Source organism: Paraburkholderia xenovorans, assembly GCF_046030735.1.
Classification (GTDB): domain Bacteria; phylum Pseudomonadota; class Gammaproteobacteria; order Burkholderiales; family Burkholderiaceae; genus Paraburkholderia; species Paraburkholderia xenovorans_A.
On sequence record NZ_JAQQBV010000033.1, the window covers coordinates 40,413 to 58,733 of the forward strand.

Sequence of the window (18,321 nt, forward strand, 5' to 3'; positions counted from 1 at the left end):
GTAGTGCCACGATGAGCTACACGGCAGCCCCAGACCCCGCGACGCATACCGGAGGCCAGAATCTGCCGGCAGCCCAACAGGACACCGGAGCGCCGCAGCAAGCCTGACAAGCGCTGACCTAAGCGCTGACCCAAGCACCACCCCAAGCCCGACTCACGCGTGCACCACGCCGCGGCCCGGTACGACATTCAGCTTGACGCCGAGGGCATGCAGCAACTTGAACACAGTATCCATACGCGGTTTGGATCCGGGCGCGAACGTCTTGTAGAGGCTTTCGCGGCCGAGCCCGGCGTCTGCCGCGACCTTGGTCATACCGCGTGCTTTCGCGATATCCGCGATCGCCGCGAGGAGCAGGTCGGCGTCGCCCTCTTCGAGCGCGGCGTTGAGATATTCAGCGATCATTTCCTCACTATCGAGGTAATGCGATGCGTCGAAACGTGCGGTTTTGATTTTGCTCATGACAGTTCCTCTCTGATTGCTGCCCACATTGCTTTGGCCTGCTTGATATCGGCCTGCTGGGTAGACTTGTTGCCGCCGCAAAGCAGCAAATACATTCGACGCCCCTCGCGCGCGAAGTAGACCCGATAACCGGGACCACAATCTATGCGCATTTCGGAAACGCCTTCTTCCAGCAGCTTGACGTCGCCGAAATGACCTCGTTCGGCACGCCTCACCCGCACGAGAATTCGTGCTCGCGCCTTGAGATCGGATAAGCGTTTAAGCCACTGATCGAATTCCTCCGTGCGATTGACCGTGTACACAGGAGGTGAAGCGATCTGTTGATGAGTGTATCCATTGGGATACGATCTTGCAAGCGTTTTATTCATATCAAAATTGCGGTTTTTACCGTGCCCGTTGAGTTCGTCACATGCCGTTCGGCAACGCCGCGCAGCCCCCGATTCGCTGCACGAGATTAGCGGCTGATGCCGCCGCTGACGATTCGGCCGAATGGCCAATCCGACGTACTGCAAAGAATGCGCACGCTTACCTGCCAGGTAATCGACGCCGCGCGCGCAAACCACGAATCTTCACTCCGAGCCCGCCGCATACAAGGTGTCTGCCGAGCGTGGTGCTCAGTCATGCCAAGGAGTTTGAGATGAGTACGCATACCGATCTGATCGACCGTTATTTCGATGCATGGAACGAAAGCGGGGCCGAGCGCCGTCGCGAGTTGATCGCCGCGACGTGGGCCGCCGATGCCGACTATCGCGATCCATTGCTGAGCGGCGCAGGCCATGACGGCATCGACGCGATGATTCGCGCAGTCCAGGAGCGTTTCCCGCATCACACGTTTCGTCGCACGACGCAGGTCGACGGGTTCGCGAACCGCCTGCGTTTTTCGTGGGAGCTGACGACGCCCGCCGGCGAAGCGATCGTGAAGGGTTCGGACTTCGGGGTGGTCGACGCGCACGGCCGCCTGCTGGCTGTCACAGGCTTTCTCGATCAGGTGCCCGCTGCCGCATGAGCATCGGCTAACGCCGCCCACTTGACGGAGACGATCATGTACGAACCCGCTGCCGCCATCACGTTCACGCGACTCGTGCGCGCCGCCGACTCGTTGTCGGGCACGATCGCCGGCTTCGCGCTGCTCGCGGGCACACGCGCTTTTACGTTCACGGCGTTGCTGGCCTGGCGTGAGCCGGTGATGGGCGGCGCGGGTCTCGTGTTGCTCGCGTTGATAGGCTGGTTGCGCTGGCGGTGTTGCAGCAACGTGTCGACGCAGCGCGCGGCGTCCTGCAGCACAAAGGCCGCGCGGCCGACCGCGCAAGCCGTGCCCGCTACCGCTACAATCGGTCGCCATGCGAGTCAAGGACGCATGCCCGAAGCGTCGTCCGGTCAGGACGACCCGCTGCAATCATCCGTCAACTCACACCTCAAGGAGACATCGTGCTAAAGAATCTGGACCCGCTGCTCAACGCCGACATCCTGTACGCGCTACGTTCGATGGGGCACGGCGACGAACTCGTGATTTGCGACGCCAACTTTCCGGCCGAGTCCGTCGCGCGCGAGACGGTGTTGGGCAAGCTGCTGCGGCTCGACGGCGTGAGCTCGGCGCGCGCGGTTCGCGCGGTGCTGTCGGTGCTGCCGCTGGACACGTTCATCTCGCATCCCGCGTCGCGCATGGAAGTGGTGGGCGAGCCCGCGACCCTGCCGGCCGTGCAGCGTGAAGTCCAGGCGGAGATCAACGCGGCGGAAGGGCGCGACGTGCCGTTTGCTTCGATCGAACGGTTCGCGTTTTACGAGCGGGCGCGCAAAGCCTATTGCGTGATTGCAACCGGCGAAGAGCGGGGCTACGGCTGTTTCGTGTTCGCCAAAGGCGTGTTGCTCGCGCCGGATGCGCCGCGCGCATAGCCGTACCAGGGCGCCCACTGGGCCGGCATGAAAGTGCGCTCCGCACCGCGCGTTCGCAGACCGCTACACGTTCCGCATGCGCTTTTCTCCGCGCCGCGAGCACCGCCGCGCAGGCGCCGTCCACCTCGGGTCCGAGCTTGGAATTCCCGGCCGATGCACATATTCTGAGGTGCAAGGCGGGAACTGCTGCCGTCAGGCGGGGTCTGCTGCTTATTCATTTACAGGAGCCCCTCATGACGCGTCCCGTCGATTCCGGCGTTATCCTCATCGCGCGCATTGCCCTTGCCGTGCTGTTTCTGTGGGGCGGCGTGATGAAACTGCTGGGCTATGCGGGCTTCGTCGGTTATCTGCATTCGAAGGGCGTGCCGTTCGTGCAGGTCGCCGCGCCGATCGCAACGGCGGTCGAAGTGCTCGGTGGGCTGTTTCTCGTCGTCGGCTTCAAGATCCGGCCGCTCGGCCTCGTGATGGCCGCCTATACGGTCGCGACCGCGGTGCTGGGGCACGACTTCTGGAACGTCACCGACGCCGCTCTGCAACGCGACATGGTGATCCACTTCTGGAAGAACATCGGCATCGCCGGCGGTTTCCTGCTGCTGTTCGTCACCGGCGCGGGGCGTATCAGTATCGACGGCGCGCGTTCGCCGCGCGGCGGTTTGAACCTCTGATTCCGATGGGCACGCTCAGTGCTACCTCACAGAGCTAACGGCTGTTGAATCGGCTTGTATTCAAGGGAGCAAATAATGATTCAAAGTTTCGAGCAGACCATTGGCGGCAAAGTCACGCAGTTGTGCGCAAGTCTCGGAGAAGGGCCCACGCCGCATCGGGTGATCATCAGCCTTGCGGATTCGGCGAAGACGTTGGTGATTTTCGACGCGTCGGGAATCATCAGCACGATCAAGGCCGAGATCGAGGAGCCGGAGAAACTGATCGCCGACGCCATCGCGAAGGCGCAAAACGACGGGCTGATCGAGCGCGCGATCGACACCGGGACGATTCAGGAAGCGACGCTTTAAACGGGCAGACTCGCGGACTCGGGTCATCGGGATAGTTCGCACGAATGCGCCGCTTTTCGCCGGAAATGAATTTCGCCGGAAATAAAGACAACCCCCGCGAGGCTTGCGCCGCGCGGGGGTTGTCTTTTGCGTTCAGCGTGGCCCGACCGTTAGCCCGTTCAGGATCCCGCCTGCGCGGCCTGGTCCGGCTTCTGCGCCGACGCGTGCGGATGCGGCTGAACAAGACAACCGAGCAAGCCGCCGAGCACGAGCAGTCCGACCGAGACGGCAGTCGCCGTCTGCATTCCCGACACGATCTGCGTGGCGGCCGCGGCGCTTGCCAGCGCGCCGAAAGCGGCCACGCCTACGGCGCCGCCGGCCTGGCGCGCCGTGTTCAACACCGCGGATGCCGTACCCGCGCGCTTTGCTTCGACGGAAGCCAGCACGGCGGTTGTCATTGCCGGCACGGCGAGACCCATCCCCGACGGAATCAGCAGGAACGGCAGCAGCAGCGCGACAAGCGGCGAGGCGGCATCGACGAAATGCAGCAAGCCGTAGCCGAGTCCGCCGATGATCGCGCCGACAATCATCGGCACGCGTGCGCCGAAGCGTCCCACCACCCAGCCGCTCGCCACGTTCGAGATCAGAAAACCGCCTGTCAGCGGCAGGAACGCGAGCCCCGCCTGCAACGGCGTGTAGCCGCGCACACGTTGCAGATACAGGCTCAGCACGAACACCATCCCGTAGTAGGTCAGGTTTACGCAGATACCGAACAGCACCGCCGCGCTGAAGCTGCGCTTGCTGAACAGGGTAAGCGGCAGCATCGGCGTCGCGACGCGCGATTCCACGGCGATGAACGCGGCTGCCGCGATCGCGGCGAGCACGAAGCCGCCCGCGACCAGCGGGTGACTCAAACCCAGCGGCCGCCATTCGATCACCGCAGCGACGAAAGCGGTCAGCGCGACGATGGCGAGGCATTGACCGCTCAGATCGAGCCCGCGTGGATCGGTTGCCGCTGCGGCGCGCGGCTGGGCGTCTGTTTCGGTGGCAGCCTCGCGCCCGCTTCCAGCGTTTCCAGCCCGTGTCTGCACATCTTCACGTGCCGCATCCGGCCGTGGCAGCCACAACCAGGTCGCGAGCAACCCGGCTGCGCAAATCGGCAGATTGACGAGAAAGATACTGCGCCAGCCGAACGCGGCGATCAGCAGGCCACCCGCCACCGGGCCCGCCGCAATAGCAATCGCGCCGGCGCCGGTCCACAGCCCGACAGCACGCGCCCGCAGCTTCGGATCGTGTCGATACGACTGGTTCAGCAACGCGAGCGAGTTCGGCAGCATCGCGGCGGCGCCGATGCCTTGCACCGCGCGGGCGGCGACCAGCATCGTGGCGTCGAGCGCGAGGCCGCAGGCCAGCGACGCGAGCGCGAACAGCACGATGCCGAACCCGTACATGCGGCGCGCGCCGAGCCGGTCGCCGAGTGAGCCGGCCGACAGCATCAGCACTGCGAACGCGAGCGTGTACGCATCCACGACCCATTGCAGTCCGGCGACATTGGCATGCAGATCCGCACCGATCTTCGGCAGCGCGATATTGACGATGGTCACGTCGAGTTGCGTGACCACGAAGCCGACGCTGACCGTCGCGAGAACGCGGCCGAGAGCGGGTGTCAGGGAGGAATTAGGGGTAGGAGGAGAGTTCATGCGTTACATCGTAGGTCCGATGCAGCGCACCATGTTTCGGGTCGGCGTGAAGTGTCGATGTTGCCGACCGGGTTTGCCCAACCCGTGTTACCCACTTGGCGGGACCAGCGGCCAGCGAGCCCCGCTAGAACCAACGGCGCCCCGCCTGGCGCGCCGTTGTTGGAGCAAAGCATTAGCGCGTTTGCGGCGCGTCCTTGATAAACAGCGTAGTGAGCGCGCCCAGAACGCAGATCGCACCCACGTACAGCGGCGCGGCCATCGGATTCGATTTCATCATCAGCGAAACGGCGATCGGCGTGAGGCCGCCGAATATCGCGTAGGCGACGTTATACGAAAACGAAATGCCCGAGAATCGCACGACTGGCGGGAAAGCCTTGACCATCACGAACGGAATCGCCCCGATCACGCCGACGAACAGCCCGGCCAGCGCGTAGAACGGCACGAGGTTCGACGTGTCGACGGCGAGCTGCCGGAACATCACGTAGTACGTCACCGCCAGCGCGAGGCCGCCGATAAAGATCGTCCGCCCCGCGCCGATGCGCCCGGCGATCGAGCCCGCCGCCACGCAGCCGATCGTCAGGCACAGCGTCGCGACGCAATTGGCGAGGAGCGCGGTGGCCGGCGCGATATGAAACTGCTTTTGCAGCAGCGTCGGCGTCATCAGAATCACGACGACGATCGCGGCCGACAGCATCCACGTCAGCAGCATCGATACGATCACGGCGCGGCCGTGGTCGCGCAGGACGGCTTTCAACGGCACTTCCGCGGCGATCGCCTTGCGTTGCTTGAGCTCCGCGAACACCGGCGTTTCGTGCAGCCAGCGGCGCAGATACACCGAGAACATCCCGAACACGCCGCCGACGAGAAACGGAATGCGCCACGCGTACGCCGCAATGTCGGCCGGCGCGAAGTTGCGATTCACCGCCGACGCGATCAGCGAGCCCAGCAGGATGCCGGCCGTGAGACCGGCCGTCAGCGTGCCGCACGCGTAGCCGATGTGCCGCTGCGGCACGTGCTCGGACACGAACACCCACGCGCCCGGCACTTCGCCGCCGACCGCCGCGCCTTGCATTACGCGAAACAGCAGGAGCAGCACCGGCGCCAGCACGCCGATGCTCGCGTAGGTGGGCAACAGGCCCATCATCAGCGTCGGCACCGACATCAGCAGCACGCTCAGCGTGAACATCCGCTTGCGGCCGAACAGGTCGCCGAAGTGCGCCATGATGATGCCGCCGAGCGGCCGCGCCAGATAGCCCGCAGCGAAGATGCCGAAGGTCTGCACCTGACGCAGCCAGTCCGGCATCGCGGCCGGGAAAAACAACTGGCCGATCGCCGGCGCGAAGAACACGAAGATGATGAAGTCGTAGAACTCGAGCGCGCCGCCGAGTGCGGCGAGGCCGAGTGTCTTGTAATCGCTGCGCCCAAGCGGGCGTGGGGTGACAGCCTGCGCTCCACCCAGATTTGTCGCTTGCATTGCCATGTCGTTATATGAATTGGAAGCCACACGAGGTGCGCGTGGAAATACGGCGGTCGTCGGGCGAGAAGTGTGACAGGCGCTGGGTAGAGCACGGGACACCGGCATGCCGGCCCGGATAGGGGGACACGATGACGACTGAAGCCAGCCCGGGATTTTACAGGATCAATGCCGTTTGCCTCGGGAAGTGCTTAATTAGATGGAAGAAGCTGTCCGAAAGGACGTTGTTCCGATGGCCGCCGGATTGCCGGACTCGTGCGTGATGCGAGCGCGGATGACCCGCTGTAGGAATTCTGGTCGCCGCTGTCAGAGCTTGTCGACCGATGTGCAAATTAGGACTGGTCCTATGGGATGGCGCGGAGGCCCCTCCGAGAATCGCGAGCTATCCGTTAAGAGGGACCCTCATGCGCATTGCCATCCTCCAGCGTGACCCGTTCATGCGTCAGTCGATCGAATCAGCCCTCGCGGACGAGGGGTACACCTGCCTGACCTACGACGACGGGTTGTCCATGTCGAAAGTGCTGGCCCGTTCCACCGTGGACCTGCTGGTGCTGGACTGGAACGGCACGCGGCTGTCCGGCGCGGAAGTGCTGAAATCGGTGCGCGCGGTCGGCGGCAACCGGATGCCGGTTCTGTTCGCATCGGCGGAAACGTCGGAGGAAAGCGCGGTGCGTGCGCTTGCCGGCGGCGCGGACGATTACGTCGCGTTGCCGCTGCGCCCCGGTGAGTTTCGCGAGCGCATCTCGGCGCTGTTGCGCCGTGCTTACCCCGACCGCTTCGGCTCCGCGAGTTTTTTCGAAATCGGCCCCTACCATTTCGACAAACGTCGCCAGCTCGTGATGCTGCGCGGTCAGCCGGTGCAGCTCTCCGGCACGCAGTATCGGTTGGCTTCGCTGTTCTTTTCCAATATCGGCCGCGTGATGTCGCGCGACCACATCTTCGCGATGGTGTGGGGCCGCGAATACCGTGAATTCACCCGTACGATCGACAGTCACGTGTCGCGGTTGCGTCTTCTGCTCGAGATCGGCGCGCACAACGAGTTCCGGCTGCAACCGGTGTACAAGAGCGGTTACCGTCTGCTGCATCTGCGGCATGGTGAAGCGGTTAAGACCGGCGCGCGGGTGGCGTGAGTCGCCGGTTTTTTTGTACCCGGCACGCATCACGCGGCACCCGGCAGATCTCAAATCTGCGGCAACGCCGGCCGCGTTTCGAGTGCCTCACGAATCAGCGCTTCCACCGATTTGCGTTCGTCGCCGACGAGCGGCAGGCGCGGCGGCCGGACCGGCTCGGTGCCGAGCCCGACCATCGCTTCGGCCAGCTTGATGTTCTGCACGAGCTTCGGCGACACATCGAGCGCGAGCAGCGGTGCAAACCAGCGATAAATCGCACGCGCTTCTTCAAGGCGCCCAGCCTTCAGCAATTTGTAAATCACTACCGTCTCGCGCGGAAACGCGCACACGAGACCGGCCACCCAGCCATGCGCGCCCATCAGGATCGCTTCCATCGCGAGATTGTCGACGCCGCACAGAATCGCGAAACGGTCGCCGACCACGTTGATCAGGTCGGTCACGCGCCGCACGTCGCCGGAGGATTCCTTGATCGCGACGATTTTCTTGTCGTCGGCGATTTCGGCGAACATGTCGGGCGTCATGTCGACGCCGTACGCGAGCGGGTTGTTGTAGATCATCAGCGGCAGTGCGCTTGCATCGGCGACGCTGCGGAAATGGCTGAGCGTCTCGCGGCGGTCGGACAGATAGCGCAGCCCCGGCAGCACCATGAAACCGGCCGCGCCGCGCTGGCCGCCGGCTGCGGCCTGGCGGCAGGCGTCGAGCGTGCTGTTTTCGGCGATCGTCAGCAGAACCGGCACGCGGCCGCGCGCCGCTTCCACGGCGACGTCCAGCACTTGCAGCTTTTCATCCAGCGACAGCGTCGATGCTTCGCCAAGCGACCCGCAGACAATGATCCCGTCCACTCCCGCGTCGATCTGCGCGTCGATATTGCTGGCGGTGGCTGCGCGGTCTATGCTGAAATCCGCGTGAAACTTGGTGGTGACCGCGGGTAGTACGCCTTCCCAGATATGCGCCACGACTGCTCTCCCGAATGTGATGTGTCGAAGCGCAGTGTAAGCAGGGAAAATGCGAGTGTCTTGCGCGATTGACGCGTGGTCGATGACGATTTTGGCATAGATCCGGCGCAATCCAGCGCAACCCAACTATGCCGAAATCGTCACAATCCGCGCATACGTCCACCAAGACTGGCGCGCGCGCACTTCCTACCATGAGCGGCATGAAAACCCTGAATATCATCGACTCGCACACTGGCGGCGAACCGACTCGTCTCGTCGTATCGGGCGGCCCCGAGCTGGGCCCGGGTACGTTGGCGCAGCGGCGCGACGTATTGCGCACGCAATTCGACGACTGGCGCGCAGGTATCGTCACGGAGCCGCGTGGTTCGGACGTGGTGGTCGGCGCGCTGCTGTGCGAGCCGGACGATCCGTCCTGCGCGGCCGGCGTGATCTTCTTCAACAACGTCGGCTATCTCGGCATGTGCGGGCACGGCACGATCGGCCTTGTCGTTTCGCTGGCGCATATCGGTCGGATCGGACCAGGGCATCATCGGATCGAGACGCCGGTCGGCATCGTCGAGGCGACGCTCCATGAAGACGGCAGCGTCGCCGTGCGCAATGTGCCCGCTTATCGCTACCTGCAAGCGGTGCAAGTGAACGTGCCGGGCTACGGCGTGTTGAGCGGCGACATCGCGTGGGGCGGCAACTGGTTTTTTCTGGTCGCCGACCACGGCAAAGCGCTCGAAGCCGCGCACATCGCCGAGCTGACCGCCTTCAGTTCGGCGATCCGCGACGCGTTGAGCGCCGCCGGCATCACCGGCGCGGACGGCGCGTTGATCGACCACATCGAACTGTTCGGACCTGGCTCGCGCGACGGGATCGACAGCCGCAGCTTCGTGCTGTGTCCCGGCAACGCGTACGACCGCTCGCCATGCGGCACCGGCACGAGCGCGAAAGTCGCGTGTCTCGCGGCCGACGGCAAACTCGCCGAACACGCGTCGTGGCGTCAGGAAAGCATTATCGGCAGTGTGTTCGAGGCGAGCTACCGGCAGGCGGGCGACGGCGTATCGGTGATTCCGACCATTACCGGACACGCGTACATCATGGCCGAAGGGCGGTTGTGTTTCGACGAGCGCGACCCATTCGCATGGGGCATTCGCACCGCATGACGGTGGACGCGTTGATCGTCGGCGCGGGCATCGTCGGCGCGGCTTGCGCGGCGGAGCTGGCCGCGCTCGGCATGCGCGTCGACGTGCTCGACGCGCACGGCATCGGCATCGGCGGCGGCGCGACGGCGGCGGGGATGGGGCACATTGTCGTGATGAACGATTCGGCGGCGGAATTCGCGTTGAGCCGCTATTCGCGCGACCTGTGGCTGGAACTCGCGCCGCAGTTGCGCACGCGCGATGCGTTCGCGCGCTGCGGCACGCTGTGGGTCGCCGCCGACGACGAAGAATGGCAGGCCGCCCGCGCAATGCACGACGCGTTCGACGCGCAGGGCGTCGCCGCGCAGTTGCTCGACGCCGCGGCGTTGCGGCGCTGCGAGCCGGCGCTCGCGCCTTCGATGGCAGGCGGTTTGCGGATCGGGCACGACAGCATCGTGTACGCGCCGGCTGCCGCGCAGTGGCTTCTCACGCAATCGCCGGCGGCCGTGAAGATCCGCGTGCGGCTCGGCGCGCAGGTTGTTTCGGTCGATGCTTGCGGGGTTACGTTGAGCGATGGCGAACGTGTCGAAGCGCAACATGTGATCGTGGCCAACGGTTCGGGCGCGGCGCAATTGATCCCGGCGCTGCCGTTGCAGCCGAAGAAAGGTCACCTGCTGATCACCGACCGCTATCCCGACCTGATCCGTCATCAATTGCTCGAACTCGGCTACATCAAAAGCGCGCATCACGCGGCCGGCACGTCGGTGGCGTTCAATGCGCAGCCGCGTCCTACCGGGCAATTGCTGATCGGCTCGTCGCGCCAGTTCGATACGACCGATCCCGCCGTCGAGATGCCTGTGCTTGCACGGATGCTGCAGCGCGCCGCGCGCTATCTGCCGGTGCTGCCGACGCTCAACGGCATTCGCGCGTGGACGGGCTTTCGCGTGGCGTCGCCGGACGGGCTGCCGTTGATCGGTCCCGCAGGCGACGACGCTCGCGGCGTATGGCTCGCCGTGGGTCATGAAGGTCTCGGCGTGACGACCTCGCTCGCGACGGCGAAGCTGCTCGCCACGCAGATCACCGGCGACGCCCACGCCGCACGCATCCCGATCGAGCCGTACTTGCCCATACGTTTCACGCACGCGGCCACGCTTGAATGAATAAAACAGCGCGCATCCATCTAACGATCGACGACCGTCGCGTCGAAGTCGAAGCCGGCACGACTGTCGCGGCCGCGCTCGTGATTGCAGGTGTCCAAGTCTCGCGAATCTCGGTCACCGGACAACCCCGCGCCGCATTCTGCGGAATGGGCGTGTGCCAGGAGTGCCGCGTGACGGTCGACGGCCGCGCGCACACACTGGCTTGTCAGACGCTCTGCCGCGAAGGTCAGGTAGTCAGCACCGCCGCCGGGGTCTTGCGATGACGCGGCACTTCGACATCGTCGTGGTCGGCGCGGGGCCGGCCGGACTGAACGCCGCGCGCGCAGCGGCGCGCGAGGGCGCGCGAATCGCGCTGCTCGACGACAATCCGCGCGCGGGCGGCCAGATCTGGCGGCAAGGCCCAGGCCATCCATCGCACGCAGCGCTGCGCAATCTGCTCACCGCGATAGACGCCAGCCACAACCTCACGCTGTTTCCGTCGACGCGCGTCGTCGCGCCGCTCGGCTCGCGCGGGTTGTTGCTCGAATCGACGGAACACGGCGGCCTGTGCATCGATTATGAACAGATGATTCTCGCGACCGGCGCGCGCGAGCGGCTCTTGCCGTTTGCGGGCTGGACGCTGCCCGGCGTAAGCGGCGCGGGCGCGCTGCAAGCGCTCATCAAGGGCGGCATGCCGGTGCGCGGCGAACGGATCGTGATCGCGGGCAGTGGGCCATTGCTGATCGCAGCGCTGGCCACCGCGCGAGCCGCCGGCGCGCGGGTGGCGGCGGTGGTCGAGCAGGCGTCGGCCGCGCAGGTTGCGCGTTTCGGCGCGTCGCTGCTGAGCGAGCCGGCGAAGTTGTGGCAGGCGGCTCGTCTGACGCGCGGTTTCATCGGCGAACCTTACTGGACCGGCAGCATCGTGCGTGAAGCTCATGGAGACGGCCGCGTCGAGCAGGTGACGATCGAGCGCGGGGCGCACAGCGTGACGCTCGCTTGCGATCGCGTGGCGTGCGGCTACGGGCTGCTGCCGAACGTCACGCTCGCGCAGGCGCTGGGTTGCGCGATCGATACGGCGGGCGCGATTGTCGTCGACGACCAGCAGCGAACTTCGCTCGAACGCGTGTTGGCCGCAGGCGAGTGTACGGGCGTCGGCGGCGCGGAACGGGCGGCAGTGGAAGGTGAGATTGCAGGGCTCGTGGCAAGCGGTGCGGCGGTGAGCGACGCGGCGATGCAGACGCTGCTCAACCGGCGAGCGCGCTGGCGCCGCTTCGGTCGACGCGTCGAACAGGCTTTTGCGTTGCAGGAAGCGGCCCGCACACCGCCCGCCGACGCCACGTTGCTGTGCCGCTGCGAAGACGTCAGCATCGGCGAAGTGCGCGGTTGCGCCGATTGGCGCGACGCGAAGCTGCAAACGCGTTGCGGGATGGGCTCGTGTCAAGGGCGCATCTGCGGCGCGGCGGCGCAGGTGTATTTTGGTTGGCCGACGGCTGCGCCTCGCCCACCGTTCAGTCCAACGCGGATCGATACCTTGATGGCGGTGGAATTCTGCGAGCCCCCGCTTGCGGAAGGAAGCGGCTGAGTACCCATCCGCAGCCCGCAAACTCCTGCTCACATTTCGTCCCTCGCGCCACGGCCCTATAATCGAGCGCACATGCGAACCGCTCCATGCCCGGACTCACGCCGCAACCGTCAGACACGTCACGCACCGCACAACACGGGACCTGCACGATGAACACGCTGGCTCAACCGCTCGAACCCACCGACGCGTCGCTGTCCGGCATGCTGTCGCATTTCACGCTGCTCGAGCCGGTGTTCGACGCGATGCCGGGCGTCGTGTTCTTCGTCAAGGACGCACACGCGCGCTACGCGCTCGTCAATCGCACGCTGGCTTCGCGCTGCGGCTTCAAGGAAAAAACGGCGCTGCTCGGCAAGACCGCCGAGGACGTGTTCCCGCGGCGCTTCGGCCGCATCTACACCGCGCAGGACAAGGCGATCGTCGAAGCGGGCAATCAGATGATCGATCAACTCGAACTGCATCTGTACCCCGGCCGTCAGCCGGGCTGGTGCCTGACCTGCAAGCAGCCGCTGCGCGATCCGTCGGGCAAGGTGGTCGGGCTCGCCGGCATTTCCCGCGACCTGAAAGCCGACGAAAGCAGCCATCCCGCCTATAGCCGGCTCGCCGCAGTGGTGCAGTCGATCCAGCAGAACTACGTGCAGCCCTTGAACCTGAAACAGCTGGCGGCGATGGCCGATATGTCGGTCGCGCAACTGGAGCGCTACTTTCACAAGGTGTTTCATCTGACGCCGCGTCAGGTGCTGCTGAAAACTCGCCTGGATGCCGCCACCGCGCTGCTGGTGTCGCACGACAAGGTCACCGACGTCGCCGCGCTCTGCGGCTACACCGACCACAGCGCCTTTACCCGGCAATTCAAGGCGACGGTCGGCATCACGCCGACCGAGTACCGCATGTTGCTGCACGGAACCGCGCGGAGCTGAGTACCGGCAGATGGCTCGTCGCAAGGATCATTACTACGTTTATGTCGTCGTGCTGGACGACACCGTCTGGAACGAGGCGCGCTTTCGCCGCGCGAATCCGGACTACCGGTTCGACAAGCCTTGCGTGTATGTGGGAATGACCGGACTGGACCCGGATCTGAGATTCGACCGGCATAAGGCCGGCATTCAGGCGAATCGCTATGTGCGCGATTACGGGCTGCGTCTGGTGCCCGAGCTATATGAAGTGTTCAATCCAATGCCGTACAGCGGCGCACAGGATATGGAAGTGGAGTTGGCGATCGGACTGCGTGAAGCGGGATACGGTGTGTGGCAGGCTTGAGGCGGGTGACACGGCGGCCGCACAAACAATCACAAGTGCGCAACCCTTAAAGCAGAAGCGAGGGCCGAAGAAAAGCGCCTCGTCAGCGAACCGTGCCGCTCACCTTACGCCAAGCCCACGCAGCACCGCATTGCCTTCCTGGGTCAGACGGATTTGCGGCGCGCCTGCGTCGCCGGATACGGTTTCGATCAAACCGGCTTCGTGAAGCTGCGGAATCTCGGGTTTCGCGGACGCGTCGATCGGCGCGTGCAACAGCAGCAGCAGCGTTGCAAGCTCGTGGTGGCTCAGCAAACGGCGCAGGATCGTGGGCTTTTTGGCCGGCGCCGCGGTGTGCAATTCATTCGGATTGTTGTCGGGCTGATTCATGGGTCGCACCTTGTGCGGGTTGGTGTCCGTGGATGATGCGGACGAAGTCTTAAACGATTCTTAAGACTCATTGTCCTGTAACCCCGTGACACGATCATTTCGCGGCAACAAGTTACCCATGGTTACACTTGCCGATTCTTACCGGCCCCCAACCTCAGGGCGCGCAAGTTTTGCTGGCCGACTCGATCCACAGATTGCCGACATGGCGTTTGCCCGCATAGAAGCGATAAGTGGTTGCGCCGTTGTCGGTGCGCACCTTGACGATGTTCGAATCGCCGAAATCGAGCATCTGGCCTTGTGGGATCGCGGTCGACTTGAACGCGGCGTTATGGCTCGTCGCCACTTGCGTGAGGCAGGCGACCACGTCGTTGACCGAGCGTTGGGTGGTGGTGTCGGTGACCGGCTCGCCTGCATCGGGATTCTTCTGGAAGTACGCGCAAGCGCTGAGAAGCAGAGGCACTGACAGAACGACGGCAAACTTCTTCATATCTCTCCTGGCGTTTCATCATGCGGCCGGCGTTGCGCGCTCTCCGGGCGGAGTGCTTTGCGGCGCCGGGCCGCGGATCAGCCGCCATTATATCGATGCATGTCGAGGTGGCGGCCCGCTGCGGTGGCTGCCGCATGTGGCGTGCCTGCTCGCGAGCCGCGATAGCGCCGATTGGTTCCGGATGCCTCCGATCTATGCCCGACCCCGCCGCCTACTTGCGCCGCTGCGCCTGCGCGGCGAGCCGCACGGCCGCATTGCTCGCGCCGTACCCGTCATAGCCGCCGCGCCGCTCGACGATCTCCAGAAAGAAGCGCTGATCGAGCAGTTCGGTGTACGCGTGGAAGAATTCGCCGCCGCGCTCGTCGCGGTCGTACAGGATGTTGTGCGCGCGCAGTGCTTCAAGCACGTCTTCCGGCAGCGCATAGCGGGCTTCGAGATCGTCGTAGTAATTGCGCGGAATGCGTAGCACCGGCAAGCCGTCGGCGACGAATTCCGGAATTGCGCCGAAGATGTCGCCGGTACTGAACGCCACGTGATTCAGGCCGGAACCGTGATACGTGTGCAGCGCCTCGGCCACCGCCGTATGACGATCCACCGACGCATTCAGCACGATCCGCACCGAGCCGTCCCGGCTGCGCAGCGCGCGGCTGCGCACCAGCCCATACGGATCGGGCACCAGCACGCCGGGCTCCGCATCGAAACCGAGCGCGGTACGCAGGAACAGCACCCACGTATCCAGCGAATGGGCCGGCACCGACAGGCACACGTGGTCGATCCGGCTGAGCGGCCCGACTTCGGCGGGACCGTTGATGTCGGTGAGCACGAAATCGGCTTCGAACAGTGTGGGCTGCTCCGGCGTTTCGTCGACGAAATAGTTCAGGCTGCCGTCGGGCGCCTGGACGGCCGGCAGCACGCGTTCATTCGGGCCGATCTGCCCGGAGAACGGCGCGTAGCCGAAACCGGCGGCGCGCTCGAACGCCTGGCCGGCGTCGTCGACGCGAAACGCCGACGCGCACAGCGACAACCCGTGCTGCTGGAAAAACGCGTTGGCGAACGAATCGGGCTCCGCGTTCAGCACGATCGACGCCGCGCCGTGCTGGAACAGCGTCACGTCTTTCGAACGATGCTGGCCGGCCTGACGGAACCGCAGCTTGCCGAGCCAGTCGACGAGATGCGCGCGGGTTGCGTGATCGACCGCGAATTCGAGGAATTGATAGCCGACGTGCGCGGGCGCGGCGGGCGACCGATACAGATCGCCGCCTGGCTGCCGCTTGGCGTCGAGCCGCACGCGAGTCTGTTCTTCGAGGAACAGCAGCGAGCGATGCCCATCCGCGGCGGTGATCGTGGTCGGCGCGGCGCGAAAGCCGTCGTTGAAAATTTCGAGCGACAGCGGCCCGCTGTAGCCGGTTTTGACGACTTGCGCGGTAAAGCCCGCCAGATCGAAATCGCCCTGGCCGGGAAAGCAGCGGTAATGGCGGCTCCATTCGAGCACGTCCATCGCGAGTTTGGGTGCGTCGGCGATCTGCACGAACGCGATGCGCTCGCCCGGAATGTCGGCGATCGCGTCCACCGTATCGTTCAGCGACAGCGTATGGAAACTGTCGAGCACGAGCCCGAGATGCGGGTGATTCACCGCGTCGACCAGTTTCCACGCGTGGCGGTAGGTTTTTACGTGCTGGCCCCACGCGAGCGCTTCATAGCCGGCGATCACACCGGCCGCCTCGGCCGCGCGGGCCAGCGCGCCCAGTTGATCGATCATCAGTGAGTCGTCGCCGATGGTGTCGGGCGACACGTTGCTGCACACCAGAATGCGGTCGGTGCCGAGTTCGTGCATCACGTCGAATTTGCGTTTCGCGCGTTCCAGATTGCGCGCGAGACGCTCTGCGCTTACGCCGTCGAAGTCGCGAAAGGGCTGGAACAGCATGATCTTCAGCCCGAGGTCTTCGGCGATGCGCCGCACGTCGGCGGGCGAGCCGTCGAAATACAGCAGGTCGTTCTCGAAGATCTCCACGCCCTCGAAGCCTGCCGCCTGAATCGCGGTCAGCTTCTCGACGAGGGTGCCGCTGATCGACACGGTGGCAATCGAACGTTGCATGAACGGCTCCTGCAAAACAATGAAACGGCTGTTGAAGCGGCGCGAACGGGGGAGTCGCGCGCCGGTGCTACCCCATGCTGCAATGCGATAAATGGTCTATCTGGTTACCACTGAGCAGCAAGACTTGGGCCGCAATCGCCCACACTAGCCTGAATGGTCGACAGTTTATACAAACTAACTAGATGGTACAAATTCGTATAAACCCCGAATGACGGAAGTGCTCAACGCGCGCACACTTCGTTGCAAGTTGCAGAACGTGCGACGCACGTCGTGGGTTCGCGTGGTGTTTTATTTTGCGGGAGTGGTGGTCATGAGTGTCGCATCGGTGCTGGTCCTGAACGGGCCGAATCTCAATCTTCTGGGTACGCGCGAGCCGGCCATTTACGGCTCGGAAACGCTCGACGACGTCGCCAGGCTTTGTGTCGACGCGGGCGAGCGCCTCGGTCTGTCGATCGACTTCTGTCAGTCGAATGCCGAGCATCAACTGATCGACTGGCTGCACGCGGCTCGCACCAAGGTCGACGGGATCGTGATCAATCCGGCGGCTTACACGCATACGTCGGTGGCGATCGCCGACGCGCTCAGCGCGATCGGGAAGCCCGTGATCGAAGTGCATATTTCAAACGTGCATCGTCGCGAAGCTTTTCGTCACCACTCGTATGTGTCGGCGGTGGCTGACGCGATCATTGTCGGCTGCGGCACGCAGGGCTATGTGCTCGCGCTGGAGCGGATGGCGACCATTCTGAAAAGCAAGGCGGCCAAATGAATCCGAAGTCTTATCTGGTCGGTTTGATCGGCTCGGGGATCGGCGGCTCGCTGAGTCCCGCGATGCATGAGGAAGAGGGCAGCCGCCTCGGCTTGCATTATGTTTATCGGCGCATCGATCTCGAAGCGCTGAAGCTCGACTCCACCGCGTTGCCCAACTTGCTGCAGGCAGCGGAGCGCATGGGCTTCAACGGGTTGAACGTCACGTATCCGTGCAAGCAAAGCATCATCCCGCTACTCGACGAACTCTCCGACGACGCCCGCGCGCTCGGCGCGGTCAACACGGTTCTGCTCAAGGACGGTAAGCGCATTGGCCACAATACGGACTGGTCCGGTTTTGCGCGCGCGTTTCAGCGCGGCTTGCCGGATGTGTCGCTGGAACACGTGGTTCAGCTCGGCGCAGGCGGTGCCGGAGCGGCGGTCGCGCACGCCGCGCTGACGATGGGCGCGCAAAGGCTCACGCTGTTCGACGTGGAGGCCACGCGTGCCGCATCGCTCGCCGCGGAATTGCAGAAGCGCTTTCCCAACGCGACGGTCGGCACAGGCTGGTCGCTCGGCGAGTCGCTCGCGGCCGCCAACGGGCTGATTCACGCGACGCCCACCGGCATGGCGAAGCTGCCGGGCCTGCCGTTGCCGGTCGCGTTGCTGCATCGCGATCTATGGGTGGCCGACATCGTTTATTTTCCGATCCGCACCGCGCTGTTGCAGGCCGCTGAAGCGATCGGCTGCCGCACGCTGAGCGGCGGCGGGATGGCCGTCTATCAGGCGGTCGACGCGATGCGCATCTTTACCGGTCTCGAGCCGGACGCGGAGCGTGTGTACGCGCATTTTCAGACGCTGTTGCCGCGCTAGCTCGCTGGCGTGCTCACGGTCGGACCATAATCAGATAGAGGGGACACACG

General features: G+C 64.6%; 22 protein-coding genes. 14 read left to right on the plus strand and 8 right to left on the minus strand.

The features are described 5' to 3' along the window. Window positions 1–153: 153 nt before the first annotated feature. The gene (locus PQQ51_RS26700; protein WP_408499997.1) at window positions 154–459 is read right to left on the minus strand and encodes an addiction module antidote protein; all 306 of its coding nucleotides are present in this window, start codon (window positions 457–459) and stop codon (window positions 154–156) included. After that, entirely contained in the window at window positions 456–827 is a 372-nt protein-coding gene (locus PQQ51_RS26705; protein ID WP_408499998.1) for a type II toxin-antitoxin system RelE/ParE family toxin, read from the minus strand. The genes PQQ51_RS26700 and PQQ51_RS26705 overlap by 4 nt, the downstream gene beginning before the upstream one ends. Before the next feature lie 269 nt (window positions 828–1,096). Here PQQ51_RS26705 and PQQ51_RS26710 point away from each other — a divergent pair, with 269 nt between their 5' ends. The 5 genes from PQQ51_RS26710 to PQQ51_RS26730 all read left to right on the plus strand — a co-directional run bounded on the left by PQQ51_RS26710 (window position 1,097) and on the right by PQQ51_RS26730 (window position 3,365). Then, entirely contained in the window at window positions 1,097–1,465 is a 369-nt protein-coding gene (locus tag PQQ51_RS26710) for a nuclear transport factor 2 family protein (RefSeq protein WP_408499999.1), read from the plus strand. 36 nt (window positions 1,466–1,501) lie between these two features. Beyond that, window positions 1,502–1,894 carry a hypothetical protein gene (locus tag PQQ51_RS26715; RefSeq protein ID WP_408500000.1) on the plus strand — a complete coding sequence of 131 codons (393 nt, stop codon included), beginning with the start codon at window positions 1,502–1,504 and terminating at the stop codon, window positions 1,892–1,894. Further along, window positions 1,888–2,352, plus strand: coding sequence for an RbsD/FucU family protein (locus PQQ51_RS26720; protein WP_408500001.1), 465 nt, complete (start codon window positions 1,888–1,890; stop codon window positions 2,350–2,352). The genes PQQ51_RS26715 and PQQ51_RS26720 overlap by 7 nt, the downstream gene beginning before the upstream one ends. 233 nt (window positions 2,353–2,585) lie before the next feature. After that, window positions 2,586–3,017 (plus strand): DoxX family protein, encoded by a 432-nt coding sequence (locus PQQ51_RS26725; protein ID WP_408500002.1) that lies wholly within the window; start codon window positions 2,586–2,588, stop codon window positions 3,015–3,017. 75 nt (window positions 3,018–3,092) lie between these two features. Beyond that, on the plus strand, window positions 3,093–3,365 hold the full coding sequence (locus PQQ51_RS26730) for a hypothetical protein (RefSeq protein WP_408500003.1): 273 nt from the start codon (window positions 3,093–3,095) through the stop codon (window positions 3,363–3,365). A gap of 158 nt (window positions 3,366–3,523) precedes the next feature. Here PQQ51_RS26730 and PQQ51_RS26735 read toward each other — a convergent pair whose 3' ends face one another. Next, window positions 3,524–5,044, minus strand: a complete 1,521-nt coding sequence (locus PQQ51_RS26735) for an MFS transporter (RefSeq protein ID WP_408500004.1) — start codon at window positions 5,042–5,044, stop codon at window positions 3,524–3,526. A 172-nt stretch (window positions 5,045–5,216) separates the two neighbouring features. Further along, complete coding sequence (locus PQQ51_RS26740) at window positions 5,217–6,518, minus strand: MFS transporter (protein WP_408500005.1); 1,302 nt, start codon at window positions 6,516–6,518, stop codon at window positions 5,217–5,219. 404 nt (window positions 6,519–6,922) lie between these two features. On the opposite strand from PQQ51_RS26740, the gene PQQ51_RS26745 reads away from it, so the two are divergent. Next, a complete protein-coding gene (locus tag PQQ51_RS26745; protein WP_408500007.1) occupies window positions 6,923–7,648 on the plus strand; it encodes a response regulator transcription factor in 726 nt (241 codons plus the stop codon). A gap of 50 nt (window positions 7,649–7,698) precedes the next feature. Here PQQ51_RS26745 and PQQ51_RS26750 read toward each other — a convergent pair whose 3' ends face one another. Beyond that, entirely contained in the window at window positions 7,699–8,604 is a 906-nt protein-coding gene (locus PQQ51_RS26750; protein ID WP_408500008.1) for a dihydrodipicolinate synthase family protein, read from the minus strand. 191 nt (window positions 8,605–8,795) lie between these two features. On the opposite strand from PQQ51_RS26750, the gene PQQ51_RS26755 reads away from it, so the two are divergent. The 6 genes from PQQ51_RS26755 to PQQ51_RS26780 all read left to right on the plus strand — a co-directional run bounded on the left by PQQ51_RS26755 (window position 8,796) and on the right by PQQ51_RS26780 (window position 13,706). After that, window positions 8,796–9,752: a 4-hydroxyproline epimerase gene (locus tag PQQ51_RS26755; RefSeq protein ID WP_408500009.1), complete on the plus strand. Its 957-nt coding sequence runs from the start codon at window positions 8,796–8,798 to the stop codon at window positions 9,750–9,752. Further along, on the plus strand, window positions 9,749–10,888 hold the full coding sequence (locus PQQ51_RS26760; protein ID WP_408500063.1) for an NAD(P)/FAD-dependent oxidoreductase: 1,140 nt from the start codon (window positions 9,749–9,751) through the stop codon (window positions 10,886–10,888). Before PQQ51_RS26755 ends, PQQ51_RS26760 begins: the two co-directional genes overlap by 4 nt. Further along, window positions 10,885–11,151 (plus strand): (2Fe-2S)-binding protein, encoded by a 267-nt coding sequence (locus PQQ51_RS26765; RefSeq protein WP_408500010.1) that lies wholly within the window; start codon window positions 10,885–10,887, stop codon window positions 11,149–11,151. Before PQQ51_RS26760 ends, PQQ51_RS26765 begins: the two co-directional genes overlap by 4 nt. Continuing rightward, window positions 11,148–12,449: an FAD-dependent oxidoreductase gene (locus tag PQQ51_RS26770; protein WP_408500011.1), complete on the plus strand. Its 1,302-nt coding sequence runs from the start codon at window positions 11,148–11,150 to the stop codon at window positions 12,447–12,449. Before PQQ51_RS26765 ends, PQQ51_RS26770 begins: the two co-directional genes overlap by 4 nt. Before the next feature lie 149 nt (window positions 12,450–12,598). Continuing rightward, on the plus strand, window positions 12,599–13,366 hold the full coding sequence (locus tag PQQ51_RS26775; RefSeq protein ID WP_408500012.1) for an AraC family transcriptional regulator: 768 nt from the start codon (window positions 12,599–12,601) through the stop codon (window positions 13,364–13,366). 10 nt (window positions 13,367–13,376) lie between these two features. Then, on the plus strand, window positions 13,377–13,706 hold the full coding sequence (locus PQQ51_RS26780) for a hypothetical protein (RefSeq protein WP_408500013.1): 330 nt from the start codon (window positions 13,377–13,379) through the stop codon (window positions 13,704–13,706). A gap of 99 nt (window positions 13,707–13,805) precedes the next feature. Here PQQ51_RS26780 and PQQ51_RS26785 read toward each other — a convergent pair whose 3' ends face one another. The 3 genes from PQQ51_RS26785 to PQQ51_RS26795 form a co-directional block, all read right to left on the minus strand. Continuing rightward, window positions 13,806–14,072 (minus strand): hypothetical protein, encoded by a 267-nt coding sequence (locus tag PQQ51_RS26785; protein ID WP_408500014.1) that lies wholly within the window; start codon window positions 14,070–14,072, stop codon window positions 13,806–13,808. Between the two features lie 154 nt (window positions 14,073–14,226). After that, the gene (locus tag PQQ51_RS26790) at window positions 14,227–14,559 is read right to left on the minus strand and encodes a hypothetical protein (RefSeq protein WP_408500016.1); all 333 of its coding nucleotides are present in this window, start codon (window positions 14,557–14,559) and stop codon (window positions 14,227–14,229) included. Window positions 14,560–14,770: 211 nt separating this feature from the next. Continuing rightward, window positions 14,771–16,654, minus strand: coding sequence for a bifunctional sugar phosphate isomerase/epimerase/4-hydroxyphenylpyruvate dioxygenase family protein (locus PQQ51_RS26795; protein ID WP_408500017.1), 1,884 nt, complete (start codon window positions 16,652–16,654; stop codon window positions 14,771–14,773). 310 nt (window positions 16,655–16,964) lie between these two features. Here PQQ51_RS26795 and aroQ point away from each other — a divergent pair, with 310 nt between their 5' ends. Continuing rightward, window positions 16,965–17,420 (plus strand): type II 3-dehydroquinate dehydratase, encoded by a 456-nt coding sequence (gene aroQ / locus PQQ51_RS26800; protein ID WP_408500018.1) that lies wholly within the window; start codon window positions 16,965–16,967, stop codon window positions 17,418–17,420. Beyond that, window positions 17,417–18,271, plus strand: a complete 855-nt coding sequence (locus PQQ51_RS26805) for a shikimate dehydrogenase (protein ID WP_408500019.1) — start codon at window positions 17,417–17,419, stop codon at window positions 18,269–18,271. Before aroQ ends, PQQ51_RS26805 begins: the two co-directional genes overlap by 4 nt. Window positions 18,272–18,321: the final 50 nt, after the last annotated feature.

Excerpts from the sequence above, each read along its gene's own strand:
- PQQ51_RS26770 (WP_408500011.1), top strand. The coding sequence starts at position 11,148 with ATGACGCGGCACTTCGACATCGTCGTGGTCGGCGCGGGGCCGGCCGGA.
- PQQ51_RS26790 (WP_408500016.1), bottom strand. The coding sequence starts at position 14,559 with ATGAAGAAGTTTGCCGTCGTTCTGTCAGTGCCTCTGCTTCTCAGCGCT.
- PQQ51_RS26795 (WP_408500017.1), bottom strand. The coding sequence starts at position 16,654 with ATGCAACGTTCGATTGCCACCGTGTCGATCAGCGGCACCCTCGTCGAG.
- PQQ51_RS26700 (WP_408499997.1), bottom strand. The coding sequence starts at position 459 with ATGAGCAAAATCAAAACCGCACGTTTCGACGCATCGCATTACCTCGAT.
- PQQ51_RS26785 (WP_408500014.1), bottom strand. The coding sequence starts at position 14,072 with ATGAATCAGCCCGACAACAATCCGAATGAATTGCACACCGCGGCGCCG.
- PQQ51_RS26705 (WP_408499998.1), bottom strand. The coding sequence starts at position 827 with ATGAATAAAACGCTTGCAAGATCGTATCCCAATGGATACACTCATCAA.
- PQQ51_RS26715 (WP_408500000.1), top strand. The coding sequence starts at position 1,502 with ATGTACGAACCCGCTGCCGCCATCACGTTCACGCGACTCGTGCGCGCC.
- PQQ51_RS26755 (WP_408500009.1), top strand. The coding sequence starts at position 8,796 with ATGAGCGGCATGAAAACCCTGAATATCATCGACTCGCACACTGGCGGC.
- PQQ51_RS26735 (WP_408500004.1), bottom strand. The coding sequence starts at position 5,044 with ATGAACTCTCCTCCTACCCCTAATTCCTCCCTGACACCCGCTCTCGGC.
- aroQ (WP_408500018.1), top strand. The coding sequence starts at position 16,965 with ATGAGTGTCGCATCGGTGCTGGTCCTGAACGGGCCGAATCTCAATCTT.
- PQQ51_RS26745 (WP_408500007.1), top strand. The coding sequence starts at position 6,923 with ATGCGCATTGCCATCCTCCAGCGTGACCCGTTCATGCGTCAGTCGATC.
- PQQ51_RS26765 (WP_408500010.1), top strand. The coding sequence starts at position 10,885 with ATGAATAAAACAGCGCGCATCCATCTAACGATCGACGACCGTCGCGTC.
- PQQ51_RS26780 (WP_408500013.1), top strand. The coding sequence starts at position 13,377 with ATGGCTCGTCGCAAGGATCATTACTACGTTTATGTCGTCGTGCTGGAC.
- PQQ51_RS26710 (WP_408499999.1), top strand. The coding sequence starts at position 1,097 with ATGAGTACGCATACCGATCTGATCGACCGTTATTTCGATGCATGGAAC.
- PQQ51_RS26730 (WP_408500003.1), top strand. The coding sequence starts at position 3,093 with ATGATTCAAAGTTTCGAGCAGACCATTGGCGGCAAAGTCACGCAGTTG.
- PQQ51_RS26740 (WP_408500005.1), bottom strand. The coding sequence starts at position 6,518 with ATGCAAGCGACAAATCTGGGTGGAGCGCAGGCTGTCACCCCACGCCCG.
- PQQ51_RS26775 (WP_408500012.1), top strand. The coding sequence starts at position 12,599 with ATGAACACGCTGGCTCAACCGCTCGAACCCACCGACGCGTCGCTGTCC.
- PQQ51_RS26725 (WP_408500002.1), top strand. The coding sequence starts at position 2,586 with ATGACGCGTCCCGTCGATTCCGGCGTTATCCTCATCGCGCGCATTGCC.
- PQQ51_RS26760 (WP_408500063.1), top strand. The coding sequence starts at position 9,749 with ATGACGGTGGACGCGTTGATCGTCGGCGCGGGCATCGTCGGCGCGGCT.
- PQQ51_RS26805 (WP_408500019.1), top strand. The coding sequence starts at position 17,417 with ATGAATCCGAAGTCTTATCTGGTCGGTTTGATCGGCTCGGGGATCGGC.